Source organism: Mesorhizobium opportunistum WSM2075 (genome assembly GCF_000176035.2).
Taxonomy (GTDB): Bacteria; Pseudomonadota; Alphaproteobacteria; order Rhizobiales; family Rhizobiaceae; genus Mesorhizobium; species Mesorhizobium opportunistum.
Window position 1 is genome coordinate 3,056,680 of the sequence record NC_015675.1, and the last position, 18,739, is coordinate 3,075,418.

15 protein-coding genes are annotated in these 18,739 nt (G+C 56.6%); 10 read left to right on the forward strand and 5 right to left on the reverse strand.

What is annotated here, in order from left to right; genetic code table 11:
* Positions 1-743 precede the first annotated feature (743 nt).
* Complete coding sequence (locus MESOP_RS14660; protein WP_140572128.1) at positions 744-1,154, reverse strand: hypothetical protein; 411 nt, start codon at positions 1,152-1,154, stop codon at positions 744-746.
* A gap of 260 nt (positions 1,155-1,414) precedes the next feature.
* The gene (locus MESOP_RS36755; protein WP_041164134.1) at positions 1,415-1,765 is read right to left on the reverse strand and encodes a VanZ family protein; all 351 of its coding nucleotides are present in this window, start codon (positions 1,763-1,765) and stop codon (positions 1,415-1,417) included.
* A 151-nt stretch (positions 1,766-1,916) separates the two neighbouring features.
* On the opposite strand from MESOP_RS36755, the gene MESOP_RS14670 reads away from it, so the two are divergent.
* The 8 genes from MESOP_RS14670 to MESOP_RS33660 all read left to right on the forward strand — a co-directional run bounded on the left by MESOP_RS14670 (position 1,917) and on the right by MESOP_RS33660 (position 12,879).
* Positions 1,917-3,086 (forward strand): acyltransferase family protein, encoded by a 1,170-nt coding sequence (locus MESOP_RS14670; protein WP_013894094.1) that lies wholly within the window; start codon positions 1,917-1,919, stop codon positions 3,084-3,086.
* 207 nt (positions 3,087-3,293) lie between these two features.
* Entirely contained in the window at positions 3,294-4,433 is a 1,140-nt protein-coding gene (locus tag MESOP_RS14675; RefSeq protein WP_013894095.1) for an acyltransferase family protein, read from the forward strand.
* 281 nt (positions 4,434-4,714) lie between these two features.
* Complete coding sequence (locus MESOP_RS14680) at positions 4,715-4,996, forward strand: hypothetical protein (protein WP_013894096.1); 282 nt, start codon at positions 4,715-4,717, stop codon at positions 4,994-4,996.
* 159 nt (positions 4,997-5,155) lie between these two features.
* The gene (locus MESOP_RS14685) at positions 5,156-5,875 is read left to right on the forward strand and encodes a Crp/Fnr family transcriptional regulator (RefSeq protein WP_013894097.1); all 720 of its coding nucleotides are present in this window, start codon (positions 5,156-5,158) and stop codon (positions 5,873-5,875) included.
* Positions 5,876-6,248: 373 nt separating this feature from the next.
* Positions 6,249-7,022, forward strand: coding sequence for a response regulator transcription factor (locus tag MESOP_RS14690; RefSeq protein ID WP_013894098.1), 774 nt, complete (start codon positions 6,249-6,251; stop codon positions 7,020-7,022).
* A gap of 193 nt (positions 7,023-7,215) precedes the next feature.
* On the forward strand, positions 7,216-9,540 hold the full coding sequence (locus tag MESOP_RS14695; protein ID WP_013894099.1) for an AGE family epimerase/isomerase: 2,325 nt from the start codon (positions 7,216-7,218) through the stop codon (positions 9,538-9,540).
* A 220-nt stretch (positions 9,541-9,760) separates the two neighbouring features.
* Positions 9,761-11,575, forward strand: a complete 1,815-nt coding sequence (locus MESOP_RS14700) for a GNVR domain-containing protein (protein ID WP_013894100.1) — start codon at positions 9,761-9,763, stop codon at positions 11,573-11,575.
* A 440-nt stretch (positions 11,576-12,015) separates the two neighbouring features.
* Positions 12,016-12,879, forward strand: coding sequence for a sugar transferase (locus MESOP_RS33660; RefSeq protein ID WP_013894101.1), 864 nt, complete (start codon positions 12,016-12,018; stop codon positions 12,877-12,879).
* Between the two features lie 39 nt (positions 12,880-12,918).
* Here the strand turns inward: MESOP_RS33660 and MESOP_RS14710 are convergent, their stop codons facing one another.
* Positions 12,919-13,155: a hypothetical protein gene (locus tag MESOP_RS14710; RefSeq protein WP_013894102.1), complete on the reverse strand. Its 237-nt coding sequence runs from the start codon at positions 13,153-13,155 to the stop codon at positions 12,919-12,921.
* A 133-nt stretch (positions 13,156-13,288) separates the two neighbouring features.
* On the opposite strand from MESOP_RS14710, the gene MESOP_RS14715 reads away from it, so the two are divergent.
* Positions 13,289-14,749, forward strand: coding sequence for a hypothetical protein (locus tag MESOP_RS14715; protein WP_013894103.1), 1,461 nt, complete (start codon positions 13,289-13,291; stop codon positions 14,747-14,749).
* A gap of 27 nt (positions 14,750-14,776) precedes the next feature.
* On the opposite strand, the gene MESOP_RS14720 is transcribed toward MESOP_RS14715, so the two are convergent.
* Together MESOP_RS14720 and MESOP_RS14725 are read right to left on the reverse strand one after the other, a co-directional pair.
* Positions 14,777-16,204, reverse strand: a complete 1,428-nt coding sequence (locus MESOP_RS14720; protein ID WP_013894104.1) for a polysaccharide biosynthesis/export family protein — start codon at positions 16,202-16,204, stop codon at positions 14,777-14,779.
* Positions 16,205-16,217: 13 nt separating this feature from the next.
* Positions 16,218-17,084, reverse strand: coding sequence for a glycosyltransferase family 2 protein (locus MESOP_RS14725; RefSeq protein ID WP_013894105.1), 867 nt, complete (start codon positions 17,082-17,084; stop codon positions 16,218-16,220).
* A gap of 268 nt (positions 17,085-17,352) precedes the next feature.
* Between MESOP_RS14725 and MESOP_RS14730 the strand changes: the two genes are divergently transcribed.
* Entirely contained in the window at positions 17,353-18,669 is a 1,317-nt protein-coding gene (locus MESOP_RS14730; protein ID WP_013894106.1) for a glycosyltransferase, read from the forward strand.
* Positions 18,670-18,739 lie beyond the last annotated feature (70 nt).

The window sequence follows — 18,739 nt, forward strand, 5'->3', positions numbered from 1 at the left end:
TATCGTTTCGCACTGATATTTCGGGCAGGGACGCGATAGGCTCAACGCAAATATCAACATCGGAATTGCGCGGTGACAACTGACGATTGGGGGCCGACACGGCCGGCTGAGGACGAACGAACGCCATAAATTCGTGGTTACACAAAATGGACCGAGGCTTGTCGAGCCAACAGTTTAGGCACGAATAGGCCTCGGCGATGGGTGAGACGCCGAGGCCTATGGACATGAACGAATCACATGGCATGTCCGCAATTACGATGCGCCTGAATTCTCCAACAAATGATAACCCGGCATGCAACCTGACCGGGTGGCAAGTGGGAGAATCCCGGCCCGGGTATGCGCTTGATATCATCTGGCATCCGCTTGATCGGCGCCTTCTTCAGTGGCGCAGGCTTACTGCCTTCCGGCCGCAGGCGTGATAAAACTCTTGCAGGAGAGCCTGCTCTTCGGCCGCGACCACGTCCGCAACGCCACTATCGAATGGCGGCCGACTTCAACACGGCGGGGCCTCGTTCCTCACTCGGCAATACCCTGCAGCCTTTGCCGAGGACATCACCGCAACGGCTCCGGCACTGCGATGATCGAAGGCCCTGCGCCTCCGGTTGCTCAACCGCAGTTGGCGCGGGAGCAATCTGCAACTGAAGCCATGCTGCTGGCGCCGATAAAAGTGCGAATACAGTACGCAGTGAGGCATAGTCTTGTCACGCGAAGTGAGAAGGGGGCGGCGGCCCTAGCCCGATTTGCTAGAGTCCCCGCGCAAGGCGCCACACGGACAACAGACCTGTGAACGAGCCGAAAATGCCGATGAGCCAGCCCATCCGCGCCATGGCCGCTCGCCATTGTTCCTTGCGTTCTTCCCGGACCGCGTTCCGGATTTCCGAATATCCGCTTGCCGTCAGGATCCAGCAGTCAAGCTGGATTGACCGCTTCCAAAGCGCTCCATCCTCAACCGCGTAGTCAATCGCCAACTTGTCTGCTTTCCGCAACAGTCGTCGCGTCCTAATCGCTTCGATCTGCTCGGAGTACAACAATGTCTCCCAATGACGTTTGTACCGTGCCCGCTCGCGCTCTGCGTCCGAACCAGCCTCTCCCAGGGTGAGTTCATACGCGTGGTCAATTGCCTTGATCGTTCGCCGGTAGGCGTCAAGTTCCAACAACTCTCTGATTGATAACGGTATCACCATCGCCCCCCAAGGCGCACTGCCCCTGCTGAGCCTACAGCCCGGCAGAACGGTCAGTCCATTCCACAACTTGGATGATGCAGGCATGCAAAGGGACTAGCCCCGTCGTCCCAAGGTTCGCGCTATTCAAATTGGCAAGCGGTTCAGCACCGAACGGTTTTGCCCCAGGTCCACGGATTGTGCGTCCTTCCCGTATCGCCAAACCTCCGTAGCGAATACGTGAGGAAGAGAGGTTATGGGCGCTGTCGAGACTGACCGTTCCTCGCAATTAGACAACCCGCCAAGACCCCGGCAACACCCGCAGCAGCCTTAACGACAGCGTCATCGACGGCCGGGTGTCGTGTTGGGCTTAACAGTTGCAAGGCCTCTATGCCGAACGCTACAGCAACGACAAGGCAGAGCGTCAGAAGCCAATTTCGATGGTACGCGAGCCCGAGCAGCAAGCCAAAGGCTAGAAAAGCGGCTATTCGCTCGGGTTCCGGTCCAAACCCCGACATAGGCCGCATCCCGATCGGAACAATCGTCACGACGACGATAGCAACAAGGGTTAGCCACGCGGCAGTCCGGCAGACGGTCACAAACATTCTTCACCACTAGCAAGCAATCAGGCACGCATCTATCCTCAGTTTAATGTCAGCGGCTAGCCTTCTGCCCACATCCAAACGTACTAGCAGCCGCACCGACCATTTCGGTCTATCATCCTGCCTTTAGCGCCAGGCAGAGTGCGGGAATGCAATGAAATCTACCCATCACTATCTGGCGATAGACCTGCTGCGCATTTTGGCGGCGACCCTGGTGCTGTTGAATCACTTTGCGACTTTCGGAGGGGCGTCGGCGTCGGTTGTCGACCTCGACCAAGCCGCGTTCGGCTTCCTTTCGGCTTTCGCCGGCGTGGGCGCGGTGGGGGTCGAAATATTCTTTGTAATTTCCGGCTTTGTGATCGCCATGAGTGCTTCCGGCAAGGGAGGATTGTCGCACGCATTCCGGTTCGCGCGACTCCGCGCCGTTCGTATATTACCGGCTTTATGGATATCTGCGCTGATCTGTCTTGCAGCTAGAGTTGCCTACGGAGAGAATGTATCATTGCTGCCGATGGCGTTTATAAGATCAATTATCCTATCACCGAAGGGGCCATACATTGACGGTGTCGTATGGTCTTTAGTAGTCGAAGCGGTATTCTACGCGATGATCTTCATCTGTATAATCTCTCGATTTCGCCTATCTCTTTATGGACTGGCAATCGTTATAGGCGCCTGCAGTTCTGTCTATGTACTGGCCCTGTTTGTTCTCAATAGCATGCCAGCCAATAGCTTCTCATCTGATGTAATTGCGCCCCTGTCCGGCTTCCACTTCAAGGTGTTGCTTCTTCAGCACGGCATTTTTTTTGCCGCTGGGATGATGCTGTTTGGCTTGAACGATAGCCTGCAGAGACTCCGTCGTACACAGATGGCTTCGTTGATGTATGTTTTCCTCGCAATGGGTGTGCTGGAGGTATTGTTTTCGGTGGACAGGGCTTATTCCTACAGAATCGCAGCAGCTGGAATCTGGGCCTCATGCGTGGCAGCAATAATTCTAAACGTCGTTTCACAAGACGCGGTGAATTCACGCCTTCTGGGATATAGCAGGGCGATCAAGTTCTGCGGCAGATTGAGCTATCCGCTGTATCTCAATCATTACGCTTCTGGGATGATTATTGTTTGGTTTGTAAACTCTTTTAGGCTTCCGGCACCCGTTTCCTTTGGAGTTTCCTTGCTGACCGTATTGATTTTAAGTTTGGCTGTCCTGTGGCTGGAGGGCAAGATCCAAGGTGTGGCCAAAAGCTGGTTTCACACCCCCGCGTCGGCTTCGCAGGTCAAGCCTGCCGACGACGACACTCGCGTCCGAGTGGTCGCCGCGGGCGCCTAGCGCATTTCTTGATGGGGGCAGTGGCCGTGCGGCGCCTGGAAGCTCGTCAGGAGTCGCAAAGCATGGGCCTTGAGCAGCCATGTTCAGTCGACCGATTATCCGAAGGGATGACGCCCTCTTCAAACTGTGCAGTGGTCGCGGCAGGCCTTTCGATGTAGCAAAAAGCGATGCCTTCGTGGCGCCCGGAGCAAAGGCCCATAACATCCCATGGACCGCAAGCCGCACTACTTCACCTTGGACTTCCTGCGGATTGTGTCCGCCATATTGGTGCTCCTAAGCCATTTCGCTACATATGCCGCGACGTCGGCATCGGTCACCAGCGGAGAGGATGCGGCCTTCGGGTTCCTGTCTGTCTTTGCAGGCTTGGGAGCGGCAGGTGTCGCCACCTTGTTTGTGATTTCGGGTTTTGCGATTGCAATGAGCGCCTCTCGCGATGGCGGGGTGTCCGCGGCTCTGAGGTTCGCGCGTATCCGGGCTACGCGCATCCTGCCTGCCTTGTGGCTGTCGGCAATCGTCAGTTTGGGTGCGCGCGCCTTTTACGGCGAAGACTTCCGAGTTCTGGTATTGGATGCTATCAGATCCGCTGTTTTATCTCCCAAGGGACCATACATTGACGGTGTGGTCTGGTCGCTCGTTGTGCAGGTGACTTTCTATTTACTGGTCGCCGTTTGCGTCATATCCAAATTCCGCCTGTCGCTCTATGACTTGGCAAAATTGATAGGTCTGTCGAGTTCGGCATATCTTCTAGTTATGAGCGGCCTTCATTTGGCGCCGTCCTCCGTTGGGGCGGAGGGTGCAATAGCTGTGCTCTCCCGCTTTCCTTTCAAATTACTCTTGTTGCAGCACGGCGTCTTCTTCGCGGCTGGAATGTTGTTTTTCGTTGCCAGCAACCAAGATCGTGGACCGCGCCCCAGCTATATGCCAATGACCATTCTGTTTGTTGCGTTCTCGATAATGGGAATAATTGAGATATTGCTCAATTTGGACAACTCTGGAGAATATAGATACATAGCGGTTTCAATTTACGCTTTTCTGTTATCGGCAATGGCGCTTGGAAATTTTTTTGACCTGAAAATTAGTAAAACATCCGGAATGTACCGTGGTGCTGTAAAGTATATTGGGAGGATAAGCTACACCGTATACTTAAATCATTATGCGCTTGGAATGGTTATTGTGTGGTTTCTGTTTCGCACGGGACTCTCAGCCAATGCCGTGTTTGTCGTGTCTGTAGCCTCGGTCTTGATTGTCAGTGCTGGCGTGAGCTGGTTGGAGAAAAAAATCCAGAACGCCATCACCGGAAGGTTCGCACGTCCCATTTCAGGCGCGGCCAAACTGGCGGTCATGTGAAGGGTCGCAATGCGGGACGGGCAAATCCGCGGCAGGTCTTTGTTGGCAACCATGAGATGGTGCTGCGGGCTCCTTCGCAGGGTCAGTTCCCCAAAGGCCAACCTCGCGACGTCTGCCTGGTGTCGATAGGTCCGTTGGGGTCTCGGCCTGTCAATGAGCTACAGCTAACTTGGTAGGCACGATATGCTGTGGTGGGCTGTTGAATAGGACTAGTATGGTTCAAATTCTGCAGCGGCGTGCGTTGTAAGTTGGTCCGGTTCGGAGAGATCGAGAGATTAAAGATGGGAAAAAGGAAGTCACGCAGCAGACCGAGCGGCGACTTGCCCGTTGTGCAGGGCAACAGACCCAAGGCAATAGCACTTGCCGCCTTGCATGTGAGCGAAGCGCTGTTGCTTGAATTGGAAGCATCCGAGATACTCACGGCCAGAGAAATCAGGGGGGTGCTGAAAGACGCCGCGACGACGCTGCGGAATGCTGCAACGCAGGTGGACAACCGAAGTTGTATGGTGGCGAGTGAGATGGTCGAGGCCATCCGAGAAAGTTTCAAGAAAAGCAAAGCCTGATCCGCGCCCGGCGGGCGCTGTTCGCCAGATTGGCTGCGGCCAACGTAACCCCGACGTCGCTTCTTCATCCAATAGGTGTAGCTAATATAGGCTACTCATCTACTCGAGCCTGATATACACTAACCCCGGGATGTCAAAAGGAGGGGCTGGTGGGGTTCAATGGTATCTGCATCGCATCCATTTGTGACTGGGAACGAAAACCGTCCCTCATCGACCCGACTTGATGATGATGACAAGGATTACATCAAAGCACTCGGCTTCGCGCTGAGGCGGTATCCGGCCGAAACGGCAATCGTCGATCAAGGCCAGCACGCTGCTCGTGTCTTCATAATCGAGTCTGGCTGGGGATGCATATCACACAATCTGGCCGGCGGTCAGCGTCAGATCCTGGATTTTGCGTTGAAAGGCGACGTCGTCCTGCCACACTCTTTCCCAGGAACTGCTCCGGAGACGTTTGTCGCACAGACCGATCTTGCGGTATTCGAGACGTCAACCAAGGCGTTCGCGCTTGCAGTCGCCAAGTCGCCTCGCATAGCTTCCCTATTTCTTGAAACTTTGGTCCATCAGCGGGCGCTTGTCGCTCAACATCTGACCAATGTTGGTCGGCGCAGTGCCTTGACGCGCACCGCACACCTGCTCCTCGAGCTTAGGACGCGCTTGGAGCGCGTGGGTGGTGTTGCCCGCAATGGTTATTCTTGCCCGCTTACCCAGTACGACCTCGCCGACGCGCTAGGGCTGACGCCTATTCACGTCAATCGCATGCTGCGAGAACTGCGTGAACGCAAGCTTCTGGAGTTTCGTCAGGGCCATGTCCGGATCCTGGATCGAGAGGGCATCGCAAAGTTTGCAGGGTTCGACGACAGGTATGTCGACAGCTGACGCATGTCCCCGGTCTGCATGCCCGAGACGGTCCATTTCAACTACACGGGCGGGCGCCTCTATATGGCCCGGTGCGGGTGCGTTTCGCCCCCCAACAGCACGAGCCTTTGCCGAGGGTTGTGCACGGATGCCGGGCGATCTTCCTCCCGCCAAATGAACTCAATTTTTTTACGCTTCTTTAACTTATATTAGTGAAAGCGTGCAGTTTCGCTGATAGCCTGACTAAATTAGACGTGTGACGATGGCGGGGGCCTGGGAACGCACAGTCTGTTATCTTTGACGCGAACAGAAAATCGTTCGCACTATTTCGCTTGTCCCGAAATCCCCGTCTCGTGCCGGTCTCGAACGTGGGTGTTGTTTAGGGGTGAGTGGCATGATTACGGCAATTCAAACAGATACCAAACCCATCCTTGGGCTGGAACTCGTCGGTCAAAAAGGCGGGGCAGGGGCAATACGTCTTCACGGAAAGGCAACTGCTGAAACCTGCCTGGTTCTGCTCGATGAACGTGTGCTTGATCGGCAATGCTTGGCACAATGCTTGACCACTTACCGTGTCGGGAAAGATATCGTGTCATTCGGCTCGATCGACGAATGGCAGCTGTGCGAGAATATGCCGCCGGCTTCGGCAGTTCTGCTAAACCTGGGAAGCCGGAAGGTCAGTGATGCAAAGACAGGAGACGCTATAGCCGACCTCGTCAGGAAGGCTCATCCCGCTCCAGTTGCGATCTTGGCTGACACTGACGAGTTGGAGCAGATTCTCAGGGCTCTGGGCTACGGCGCCAAGGCGTATATCCCCTCATCCCTCCGCTTCGAAATTTGTGTCGAAGCCATAAACTTCGTCATCGCTGGCGGCACATTTGTTCCGGCAAGTAGCCTTGCAGGGTTGCACAAGACCATTGAGGCTGATGTCGAAATGCCAAGACCTATGGCGAGCGTGTTTACCGAGCGGCAAGAGGACGTTGTCCAAGCTCTCAGACGCGGGAAGGCGAACAAGATAATCGCCCACGAGCTCAATCTTCGAGAAAGTACGGTCAAAGTTCATATCCGCAATATCATGAAAAAGTTGAAAGCAACGAACAGGACAGAGGCTGTCTATATGCTGAACGAGATGTTTCCCGGTGCAAATCAGTCGGTACGAGCGAGTTGAAGCGCTCTTGCGTGTTGATCTAGCATGCCTTGTGTTGGAGAGATTTCTCAGCGGCGACTCTCACGAGCTACGCAGGCGTAGATTGTAACTCCAGTTCACAGGCGCTTCGAGATTTGCGTCGGCTACGGCTGCCGGGCTCTCAAGGGAAAGCTTACTGGCGATCTGTGTCGCGCCTGAGCGGGTTGAAAGCATCATGACTGGTCGAATTTCCTGTTTTGTGTTGAGTGGCGGAGTTGGCGCCCGGCTATGGCCGCTGTCTCGGGAGGACAACCCGAAGCAGTTCCATGATCTCGCTGGTGAAGGGTCAATGCTGACCCAAACCGTCAGGCGACTGAAGAGCCGCTGCAACGCCGAGACGCCGATCCATCTGATAGCGTCGGAACGCAACGCAGATAGGGTCCGGTCCGACCTTGTCGGAATTGACCTTTCTGGTGGATGTGCCGTCTTCGAACCGGTCGGACGCAACACTGCTGCTGCCGTCGCCACTGCGACGCTGCACACGATGGCTCGCTACGGGGATGGGATCGTTCTCATCGTGCCCTCTGATCATGCGATCTCCACCAACCTGGAATTCTGGGAGACAATCGAGAAAGGCATGCCAGCTGCGGACGAAGGCAGCCTTGTTGTGTTTGGCCTACGTCCAAGTCGCCCTGAAGCTGGATATGGCTACATTGAGGCCGGGGCGCCCACGGATGGAGCCGACATTCGCAACGTGCTTCGGTTCATCGAGAAACCCGAGCTCGAGGTGGCAAAGACGTACATCGGCACCGATTCATTTTTCTGGAACACAGGCATCTTTCTGTACCGCGCGAGCACCATGCGCGAAGCCTTTCTTCGCCACCGTCCCGAGATTTGGCGTCGCGCTGAAAAAGCCCTGGATGCGGCGACGACAAACGTCTCTGGTACCTATCTCCCGCTCGATCTCTATGCGTCAATCCCGGCGATATCCATTGACTACGCCATCATGGAGAAAGTCAGCAATATCGCTCTGGTACCTGCAAGCTTCACTTGGAGCGATCTTGGCTCTTGGCAATCATTGCTGGATTCAAGCGTGACCGATGAGAGCGGAAATGTGGTGATCGGCGATGTCGTTGCCATAGACTGCGAAAATTCCTATCTGCGCAGCCGCGGCAGGTTGCTGTCGGCAATCGGGCTGAAGAACGTTGCCGTTGTCTCGACCGCCGATGCGACCTTCGTGGCCCCTGTAGCCGAAAGCCAGCATGTTAGGCGGGTTGTCGAGCGGCTTGAGAAATGGGGCCGTCTCGAAACCAAGTTCACGCCTTCCCACAATCATGTTCTGCTGCCGGGCGCCTGGCGCGAGCGTGTTGCACACTGGCTTTTCAATGAGACATTGCCGCACTGGTCGACGGTGGGGGTGGACGAACGCTACGGAGGCTTCCACGAGGCATTATCGCTAGACGGCAAGCCGCTTTCCAAGCAAAAGCGCATGCGAACAATGGCGCGGCAGGTCTATGCGTTTTCGGTCGCCAAGCTGCGCGGGTGGGACGGACCCGCCGACAATATCATCGCGCATGGAATCGAGTTCATGAAGCGTGGACGAACCAGTCGAGGTGGCTGGGCACGTACACTCAATGTCGACGGAGCCGTCGCGGATCCGTGCGAGGATGCCTACGATCATGCCTGTGTTCTTCTGGCCCTGGCATACGCCCATCAGGCACAAAACCCGGATGCGCTCAGGCTCGGCGAAGAAACCATGGCTTTCGTCGCCGCGCATCTTGAAGATGGCCGTTTGAACGGGTTTCTCGAAACGTCGAGCGGGACGGGGCTACGCCGCAGCAACCCCCACATGCATTTGCTGGAAGCCTTCTTGGCGTGGCATACGGCTACCGGCCAGCGGAGCTATCTTCGCCATGCAGCGCGCATCGTCGATCTCTTCCGCACGCATTTTTTCGATGCCGACAGCTGGACGCTCGGGGAGTATTTCGACGACAAATGGAAGCCGGCTGCCGGTGAGCAGGGGCAATGGACTGAGCCCGGCCACCATTTCGAATGGGCCTCGCTCCTCGTCGAGTTTGCCGACAAGAGCGGACAGACTGATCTCATGCCCTATGCAAGAAAGCTCTATGCCTCCGCTATAGCCAATGGGCTCAATCGATCGACCGGCCTGGCCTATGGTGCCGTGTCGCGTTCAGCTTTGCCGCTCGACATGATCTCGAGGAGCTGGCCCCAGGCGGAGGCGATCAAGGCCGCGATCGCACTGGATGGAACCGGCGGGCCAGACCTGAAGCCGGAGATCGAAACCCGTGTCGGGCGCTTGTTTCGCTGGCATATCGACCCAGCCCCCGTAGGACTGTGGATCGACAGGATCGATGAAAAGGGCAGGGCCTTAGCCACGGAAACGCCCGCCAGCATATTCTACCACCTGGTGACGGCCCTGATGCAGTATCTTGACAAGACGGAGAGTGCGATAGTTCGGCCGATATCGGCATCGCCTGATGCATCAAGGCCCGGCTTGGATCGAGATATGTTCGATCAGGCGCTTCGGGATTCGGCTTAGAATGCCTCTGTCATACCGGCCGCGCCTCATCAAAATGAGCTGATACCGACCACCATTGGGAGCAACACCGCGCGGCATTGTACACCATTTGAACGGGTTTTCGCAGCGGAAGCGACAGCCTATCACTCAACTGCTGGCATTGGTCCAGTCGTAAATATGGATTTCAAGCATGCTACAACGGTCGCTGGCGACAAACGACAGGTCATGGCGAGAAGTTGGCATGTCGCACGAATTCATCAGTCTTCATGATGTATTCTACTTTGTGAGACAGTATACTGTCTTCATATCTGCGTTTTGTGTTGCGGGTCTCTTGCTATCGACGTTCTATGTCATCACCTCTGACCCGATCTATTCGGCGCGAACGCAAATCCTGATCGAGCCGAAGATTCCCCGCGGCCTTCAGCAACAGCAGCCCGCCGAAGTGAACCTGTCTCTCGACACCGCCCAGGTCGAGAGCCAGCTCGCGGTTCTGCGCTCCCAGAAGATCGCGATGATGGTAATCGATGACCTAGGGCTTATGAACGATCCAAGCTTCAGAGACATTCATGGGCCTGGCATCGGGACCCGGATTCGAAGGGCCTGGGCCAGCATCGTTGACGCCGCGTCGCTGCACGACCATGGCGGCTATGCCGCGTTGGAGAATTTCCCGTGGTCAGACGACAAACAAACGGAAGTTCGGCAACCGGAATCGGAGCGCGAGCGCGTCGCGGTTGAGGTGTTCGATGAGGGTCTGGAGGTGCAGCGTGTCGGCGTCTCCTACGCGATCGATATCACCTTCCAGTCCTTGGAGCCGGCTTTGTCGGCACGTATTGCAAATGCGACGGCCGATGCCTTCGTGCGCGAGCAGGTTCAAACGACAACGCAGGCAGCTGGAGAAGGGATCGTTTGGTTGGAGAAGAGGATGCAGGAGGTCGGCAACCAGATGAACGAAGCCACCCGCATCGCCCAGGAGTTTCGGGCAAAGCATGACTATAGTATCGATCAAAACCAAACGCCTGTCGGCGGCCAGGATGGCGTGGCTGGCGGCGACCGCCAGACCACCCTGGAGCAGCTGGAAGTTACCGCGGATACCTACCGCAAGATGTACGAGAGCCTGCTTGCGGCATACACAAATTCGGTTGATCAACAGCCATATCTAATCGCAAATGCCAGGGTCATCACCTCCGCGACCAGCCCGAAGGTGGAAAGCTGGCCACGCAAGAAACTGATCCTTGCCTTCGGGGGACTCGCCGGACTGGTCGCCGGCATCGGCTTTGCCGTTGCTCGACGAAGTCTTGATCGCAATGTACGCTCGGCGCAGCAAATCGGCCGGGAACTGGGTCTGGCGTGTATTGGAGAGTTGCCGCACGTTCGTTTCAAACGAGGTGGTTTCGGTCGTCTCGACGAGGTGCTCAGGGAGCCTCAATCCGTCTTCGCGGCCAGCTTGAAAAGTGCCAAATTATCGATCAACGTCGCGAGAGGACCCAGCCAAGCGCGGATCGGGATCACTTCAGTGTCCCCCGGAGACGGAAAAGCCACCGTCGTTAGCAATCTGGCGGCGCTCTATGCAGTATCGGGCATTCAAACTCTGGTCGTTAATGCCGACAATAATTCCGCCGTGGCCAATGATTTGCTGAAGACGCCGAATTTCGATGTGTTCGACCAGGAATCCGTTGATGCAAAAGGGCATGTAAGAAAAATCCAGTTAATTGAGGAAACTGGATATTACTGCTTGAAGAGCTCTGAGAGTGGAGCAGGCAATTTGATTATCGCCAAGAATTTGGAGAATGTTCTGAAGGAAGTCGGCCTATACTACAAGATGACCCTTGTAGATCTTCCACCATTTACATCGGGATCCGATACACTTTCAATCTGCCCGATGCTTGCTGGCGTGATTGTTGTAGCGCAGTGGGGCGTAACCTCCATGGACCAACTTGCAGAGTTAGTGGCGACCCTCAGGAACAACAATTCAACCGTCCTGGGCGTAATACTGACCAAAGTCCATTCAGCTTCGACGCGTGATCACCGTAAGCTCGCAGCTCAAGCTCCACGCTAACGATGACCCCCTGGCGCGTTGCCGTCTTGGAATTGACCCCGTCGATTTGGTTCGGCTGACATGACAGTCAGGCATCCTGACGCTTGGATGCGTAGGCGTCTTGCAATGCTGATGACGGGCGTCGCCGGCGCCAGGTTGCACGCCATCGCCCCGCTTCGTTCGCTTTCGTAGACAATCTGGCCGCCGCTCCGTCCAATCGGCCCGCCTCACACCCGCCGGCATAGCCGTGCGGCCTGCGGCAAGGCTTGCGTCGTACGCGCAGGTCTCGCCGGTGCACTCGCTATAAACGCTGGCGGGTGCGCATATGTGGGTGGGCACCAGGGGTCGTTCTCTAGCAACTTCGGCGTAAGTTGGGTGAAGTGCGTAATCGCAGACCTACTACCTTTTCGTTGCTTGCTGACCGGCATGCTCGATTGCGAATATGTCAAGGAAACAGAAAGTTGTCGCTACAAATGTCCGACACGTTTGAAAACAGTCTGCAGCAGCTTGGAATGAACCCTTCGGTGGGGAAGCGAGCCGCGCCGGTGGCACTGTTTGCCCTGCCGGAGCCCAGCGCAAGCATCAGGCCGCATGTACATTCTGTCTGTTCAGCAGAAGTCAGCGCCAGCCAAGCCCCCAACGCCATCACTCCTGGGACCGACAAATCTTCGGCAATCGCCAACGACAACGCACCAAGCCGACGCCTGCAGCCAATCGGGGGTCGTGCAAAACGGCTGCTAGACCTCCTGGTTGCCTCAATCGCGCTCGTTCTGGTCAGCCCCGTTATGATATTCATCCCTCTCGTCATAAAAATAACGACGGGCGGGCCGGTACTATTCGTTCACCGCCGCATCGGGTTCAACGGAGCGGCCTTCGATTGCTACAAGTTCCGCACCATGGTTCGAAATGCCGAGGAGGTGCTGGAACGACATTTGAGTTCCAATCCTGACGCCGCTCAAGAGTGGGAGGCCAACCAGAAGCTGAAGTGCGATCCACGTGTTGTGTTTTTTGGCCATATGCTGCGGAGATCGAGCTTGGATGAGCTGCCGCAGTTGTTCAATATCATGCGTGGCGACATGAGCTGCGTTGGTCCGCGACCTGTCGTGGCCGACGAACTGGAACGCTATGGAGCCGCATCGCTGGAATATCTGAAAGCGCGCCCAGGGCTGACGGGCCTTTGGCAGGTGAGCGGCAGAAACCTGGCCGAATATTCTTCCCGTGTATCGATCGACACTGAGTATATCCAGACATGGTCATTCGCAAGCGACCTCAAAATCCTTGCAAGGACAATACCGGCGATCTTGCGATTTGATCAGACTTCCTAGGTGGCACCCGCTGGAACCACGGCCAACGCGCTTACAACGCTACCGGGTACGGTGGCGCAGCAGTCCGATCGCAAGGCCGATCAGATAGAAAGTCTGCGCAACGAGAACCAGGCATAGTGTAGAGCCGATCGTGGTTCGAACCGAAAGCTGGAGAACACTGCCGGTGATGATGCCCATGAGGATCACCACAAGCGTAGCCACAATAATCGCTGGCGCGCGGAACTTCAGCCCGATCAGCAGGGACAGGCTTGCAACGCCGACGACGGCAAATAACACGACGATCTCCCCAGGTCGGCTTGGTACGGTCGATCTGATCAGCGTGCGCAGGAGATCAGAGTCGGCCCTTCGTGTGAAGCAGATGATTTGTCCATGCGCTTGCGCATCATACGCCGGTTATTGGAGGATTTGAGTGCAAATCTCCGTCGTTGGCCTGTTGGTATGCTGTGGAATTCTTGCAGTTGTGACCTACATGCGCTGGTCGATGATCACCGCCCTTATTGCCTCGCTGGCTTTCGGCGCGACCGCAATCGGCACAATAGGCTCCCTAGGAGGATCATCTCCGCTGATCTTCACGATTTTCAACATACTGCTCATCGCGACAGCGTTGGCGCGGCGTGGAATATGGCGCGAAATTGGAATAGCCTTCGGACATATTGGTGCAACATGGATCGTGTGCGCGCTGATGATCTATGTGACTTTGGGCGCGCTGCTGTTCCCACGGCTGTTTGAGGGACAGACCAGTGCCTTTGTTGCGTCGCGAACCGGCAGGGGCGTCTACGAAGCGGCGTTGGCGCCGGTGTCGGCCAACATTTCTCAGACCGGATACTTCGTGCTTGCTGGGCTTACGTTTCTGGCAGTCTGCGTGCTGGTTCAGCGCGAAGGCACGTTAACGGATATCAAACGCGGTTACTTCTTGTGGTTCATCTTGCACGTGTCGATGGGCATGCTGGATCTGTTGGGGAAAGTCGCAGGTGCCGGCGACATCCTCGCCCCCATCCGGACCGCCAACTACTCTATGTTGACGGACGTTACAGAGGCTGGATTCTTTCGCATCGCGGGGGCGTTTTCAGAAGCTTCGGCCTTCGGCGGCGTATCCCTGTCAGGCCTTGCGTTCAGTTACACCTACTGGACCAAGACCGGATCCAAGTTTGCGCTCGGCCTGGGATCCGTATTGTTCGGCCTCCTGTTGCTATCGACATCGTCGACCGCCTATGTCGGCCTCACCATCGTCAGCTTGCCGGTCGTCATATCCATCGCAACGTCCCTGGCTTCAGGTCGGCTAAGATCTGGGGAAGCCTTGCTTTTGACGCTTCTCATGCCCCTGCTGCTGCTGGGTATGGGCGTCATCTTGTTTTACCCTCACTTCCTCGATCCGGTGGTGCAGCTTGTCGACACCACCATCATCAACAAGGTCACGTCGACCTCCGGCCAGGAGCGCAGCTACTGGAACTACAAGAGCCTGCAGTCCTTCTTCGATACGGCGGGGTTGGGAGTCGGCCTCGGCAGCTCTCGAGCGTCAAGTTGGCCGATAGCGCTTCTATCTCAATTGGGATTGTTCGGTACGGTCATCATGATGGTTCTACTGGCGATGCTGATGCGAGGCCTACGAGGCAGCAGCCATGTCGATCCGCAGGTGGACGCCATCGCCTCGAGCGCCCGCGCCTGCGCATTGTCCTCACTGGTGGCTGGATCGCTGGCAAGTGGCAGCCCCGACCCAGGCATCGTGTTCTATATTCCACTTGCTGTCGTTCTCGTGTGTCGACGCTTGCCCGTCAAAGACAATCGCGCCGTGGTTGCCGCCATGCCGCGGTTCGATCATCCAGTCCGTTCCGGCAAGCGTCGAACGGCTTCGATCCCTGGGCACGCGTGACAAGTTGCGAATGCCCGGGGTCGCGGCCTATGGAATAGCGATGGTATTGGTGGGGTCTTCCCGAAGCGCTATACCGGGCGCCTGCTTGCGTCCCTTCGATGTTGCGCCGAACGCACCCAGGTCATCCGAGATCATCGGTATGTCGACTTTTATGGTATCCCCGGGCTCGACAGCGCTCGTCTCGCTCGCTTCCAACTTCTCTGTCGTGCCGTCCGCGGATGGCCTGAAAATCGTGTAGATCGGCGCCGCCGCTTCCGTATCGGCCCGGCGGGCTTCCAGGCTTGGGGCGGAGACTTCGGAATCGTACAACAGCTGCTGTGTTGTCTCTGTCTTGCTCGCGAGGGCATCGAGCTCGGCCTGCGTTTGGCGCAAGTCGACCGTCACCTCGTTTCTCCTCCCATCCTGGAGTTCAAGAATCGAAATGTCCGTCTTGCTGATTTCCTGGCGGCCCCGCAGCAGGCTGGTCTCAGCCGCAAGCCTTTCACTTTGGGCCTGCGCGAGCGTCCGTTCCAAGGAGAATTCGCGAGGCGCAACCGCGAGACCTTTGTCCACCAGCGCTGAGACGCTTTTCAGCTCCTTTTGAATGGACTTGATCTGCGTATCCAGGAAAACCAGTTGCTCCTCAAGCGACGTGAGTTCTTTTTCAAGGAACTCTCGCAGGTTTTGAAGTGCCTTGATCTGGGTATCCAGCCCTTCGCTCCGCGCCTGAAACACCAGGCGCTCCTGCTTGACGATCATGGCGATCGCACTGTCTTGAATGTGGGCCGTCACTTCCGGCGGGAGGGCTATCTCGTCGGCATGAGACAATTCCGCCTCCAGCCGTGCTTTCCGCACGAGCAGATTGACCTCGTTCAACCTGATCAGACCAAGATCCCCGCGGGCCTGGATCGCCTCGCGTTCGAACCTTGCGTCCTTGTCTTCCCGGGTTCGCAGTCCGCCTGCAAGACCTAATGCCTTCAAGACCGTCAGCCCCGGCCGATACGCGAACTCTCCCGACTGCGAGACCTTGCCCACCACGTAAATCGGTCGGAACTGGACGATTTCCACCGCTGCGGCCGGTGGTCTTGCCAGACCAATGCTTCGCATCAGGCTTTCGCCGACGAAGCCCGCGACCTCCTGGGTCGTGAAGCCGGCAGCCTTGATTTCTCCGACCAATGGCAGGGAAACGGAGCCATCTGGGCCGACCGTATAAACGTCATTGAGCGCATCCCAAGCAAATATCGAGTCCCGAGACGCCCGCCATTCGTAGACCTTCACGCGAATCTTGTCTTGAGCCCCCAGAACATACCCTGTGGGGTTGGCAGATGAAGCGCCAACAACTGCGCTGGCTGAAAGTCCCGCCAGCACAGCCACACGAAGAAAATGCGCGGTCCTCCATCGATTGAACAGCTTGCGTGAGCACGCCACGCGATTGGTCAACCCAATGTCGATCGAACGAGTTGGCTCTTCCAGCATCACGACCTCTGCGCTAGATTTCCAAAATATATTCCGGCTCTACCCGACCTCTCGCCACATGTGATATGGCAAGAAGATTGCCACGGAGGCGTCCTCGCCGATCGACATAGGACTCCGGCCAGAGGCTGCGTGCGAGATTAGCGAGAAGATTCTTGCCCACCAGCCGCAATGCGAAGATGAACGGAACGGTGCCTTTGCGGATAAGATATATTGGGTTGGCTACCTGAGAATAACCGAAGCGAACACCACTAACGCGGCCGGTCTTCACGCCGAGGTGGACACCCCGGACCGAGTTCAAGCCAACAACCCGCCCTTTGACTCTCAGTTGGCTGGTGAAATCGACGTCTTCCTGCCACCCATAGAGGACTAGGCGCTCATCAAAGCGCAGATTGCCTATGAATGCCGTCCTGATGGACATGTTGCAGCCATAGCCACACAGCTTGTCCACGCCGCGCGCTTGCGCGGTGGGGCCGGCATCTGCGAGCGCTTGCATACCCTCATCCCAGGTCAGGCCTGCCGAGCTTGCTCCATCCCTAAGCACGTTGCCTGTTATGACCGCCCAGTCAGGTTGCTGCTCGAAGGCCCTCGACACGCCGGCGAGATAGGTGTCTTCAGGAATGAAGTCGTCATCGAAAAAGGTGACAATGTCGAACCGGTCAACGACCGCGTCGAGAGCGACGTTTCGCTGAGCGGGCAAGCCGGTCTTGCCGAGCAGTATCGAGACGGGGAACGTTGAGGCCATATTGGTGGGGATGTGTCCGGCATCCGGGGCGGAGATGATGACGGCGTCCGGTAATCTGGACTGCTTCTCAAGCTGTGCAAGAAGTCGGGTCACGTGTTCAGGACGTCCGAACGTTGCAATGGCCACGACCACTTTCATCGACGATCAGCTCTTCCTTTGGCAAACAAAACCAGATGCAGGCGCGCCAGGCTCCATGATGCATCCTAACGCGCCAAACGCAGCGATGCAGCCTGTGCATAGGTTGGCGCTGATGCCCGCTCTTAGGCACATCGAAGTAGCAGGCTTACTCCGTTGGAATGCATGCATGCATGCTCTGTCAGGGACGCAGCTCAGCCTGAAAGGGAGCTTGTGCAGATCGGACGCACAACACACTGTCGCATGATGGCAAGGGGTCGGGGAAAAGCACATGCGTCATGAGCGGCGGGCAAAATCTTCTGACTCACAACGTCTTGGTGGCAGTAGCACCCGTTCCGCTGCCACGACGCCATTGGCCGCTATCGACCGCAACGCCCGCATCGCTCTCGTGCACGACTGGTGCCCGAATTTTCGAGGCGGGGAACGCGTTCTCGCTCGTCTTTGCAAGATATTCCCGCGAGCCGAGGTCTTTACGCTGTTTGATTTTCTGCCGAAGGACGTAAAAGAAGATTATTTCAGGGATGTCATGTTCCACGTATCCCCTATGAATCGTCTTCCGTTTGTAAAAAAGTATTATCGGTCACTTTTCTTTCTCTGCCCATTCATGGTCGAGCAATTTGATGTAACTGGGTACGATGCCGTCATTTCCTCGTCTGCAGCCTTTTCCAGAGGCGTTCTGACCAGGCCGGACCAGCCCCATCTTTGCTATGTCCATAGTCCGGTGCGATATGCCTGGGACGAGCAATTCTCCTACCTGCAGCAGGGTGGGCTAGGATTCGGGCCGAAGGGCCTGGCGTTTCGGTATCTGCTTCACAATCTGAGGATGTGGGATGTTCGCACCGCGCATGGTCCTGATCTGATGCTGGCGAACTCGACCTACGTCCGTTCGCGAATCCAGCGGATCTACGGTCGCGACGCAAGGGTGGTCCATCCACCTGTGGCCATCCAGGAGCTCGAATTCGTCGCTGACAAGGACGACTACTATGTCACGGCTGCGTTTCACGCTCCTTACAAGCGCACGGACCTCATCATTGAGGCATTCAGCAAAATGCCATCGCGCCGGCTGGTCGTTGTAGGCGACGACGTGCAATCAAAGCACCTGAGATCGATCGCCGGTCCTAACATTGTCTTTACCGGGTACCTGCCCCGGCACGACTATATCGACAAGATCGCGCGCGCTCGCGCCATGGTTTTCGCCGGATGCGAAGACTTCGGGATTGCCCTTGCCGAGGCGCAAGCGTGCGGTACTCCGTTGATCGCTTTCGGCCGTGGCGGGGCTCGCGACATTGTTCGGCCGCTTGGCGACAGCAATCACCCCACCGGCGTGCTCTTCGACAAGCAGACACTTGGCTCCCTTTCGACCGCTATTGAGCGGTTCGAGGCGAACACAACTTCTATTGCGCCGAACGCATGCCGCCTGAATGCAGCCCGGTTCTCCGAGGAACGGTTTGATTTGGCCATATGTGACGCCCTTGGCCTTGCTCAATCAGTTCAGTCTGCCCGCGAAATGGGACACAACGCATATCTCGGAGCCGAGAGTACGGCCCGCGACATTTCCGATAGTCTTGCCGAGGCAACCCTGCCATGAATTCATTTGACCCGCATGCTGCCAGGAACGGCCAGGCACTTCGAACGACGGCGTGTCCGTGCTGCTCTGC

Coding starts and splice junctions, on each gene's coding strand:
- MESOP_RS14690 (WP_013894098.1), top strand. CDS start 6,249: ATGATTACGGCAATTCAAACAGATACCAAACCCATCCTTGGGCTGGAA.
- MESOP_RS14725 (WP_013894105.1), bottom strand. CDS start 17,084: ATGAAAGTGGTCGTGGCCATTGCAACGTTCGGACGTCCTGAACACGTG.
- MESOP_RS14720 (WP_013894104.1), bottom strand. CDS start 16,204: ATGCTGGAAGAGCCAACTCGTTCGATCGACATTGGGTTGACCAATCGC.
- MESOP_RS14730 (WP_013894106.1), top strand. CDS start 17,353: ATGCGTCATGAGCGGCGGGCAAAATCTTCTGACTCACAACGTCTTGGT.
- MESOP_RS14695 (WP_013894099.1), top strand. CDS start 7,216: ATGACTGGTCGAATTTCCTGTTTTGTGTTGAGTGGCGGAGTTGGCGCC.
- MESOP_RS14700 (WP_013894100.1), top strand. CDS start 9,761: ATGTCGCACGAATTCATCAGTCTTCATGATGTATTCTACTTTGTGAGA.
- MESOP_RS14675 (WP_013894095.1), top strand. CDS start 3,294: ATGGACCGCAAGCCGCACTACTTCACCTTGGACTTCCTGCGGATTGTG.
- MESOP_RS14680 (WP_013894096.1), top strand. CDS start 4,715: ATGGGAAAAAGGAAGTCACGCAGCAGACCGAGCGGCGACTTGCCCGTT.
- MESOP_RS14685 (WP_013894097.1), top strand. CDS start 5,156: ATGGTATCTGCATCGCATCCATTTGTGACTGGGAACGAAAACCGTCCC.
- MESOP_RS36755 (WP_041164134.1), bottom strand. CDS start 1,765: ATGTTTGTGACCGTCTGCCGGACTGCCGCGTGGCTAACCCTTGTTGCT.
- MESOP_RS14670 (WP_013894094.1), top strand. CDS start 1,917: ATGAAATCTACCCATCACTATCTGGCGATAGACCTGCTGCGCATTTTG.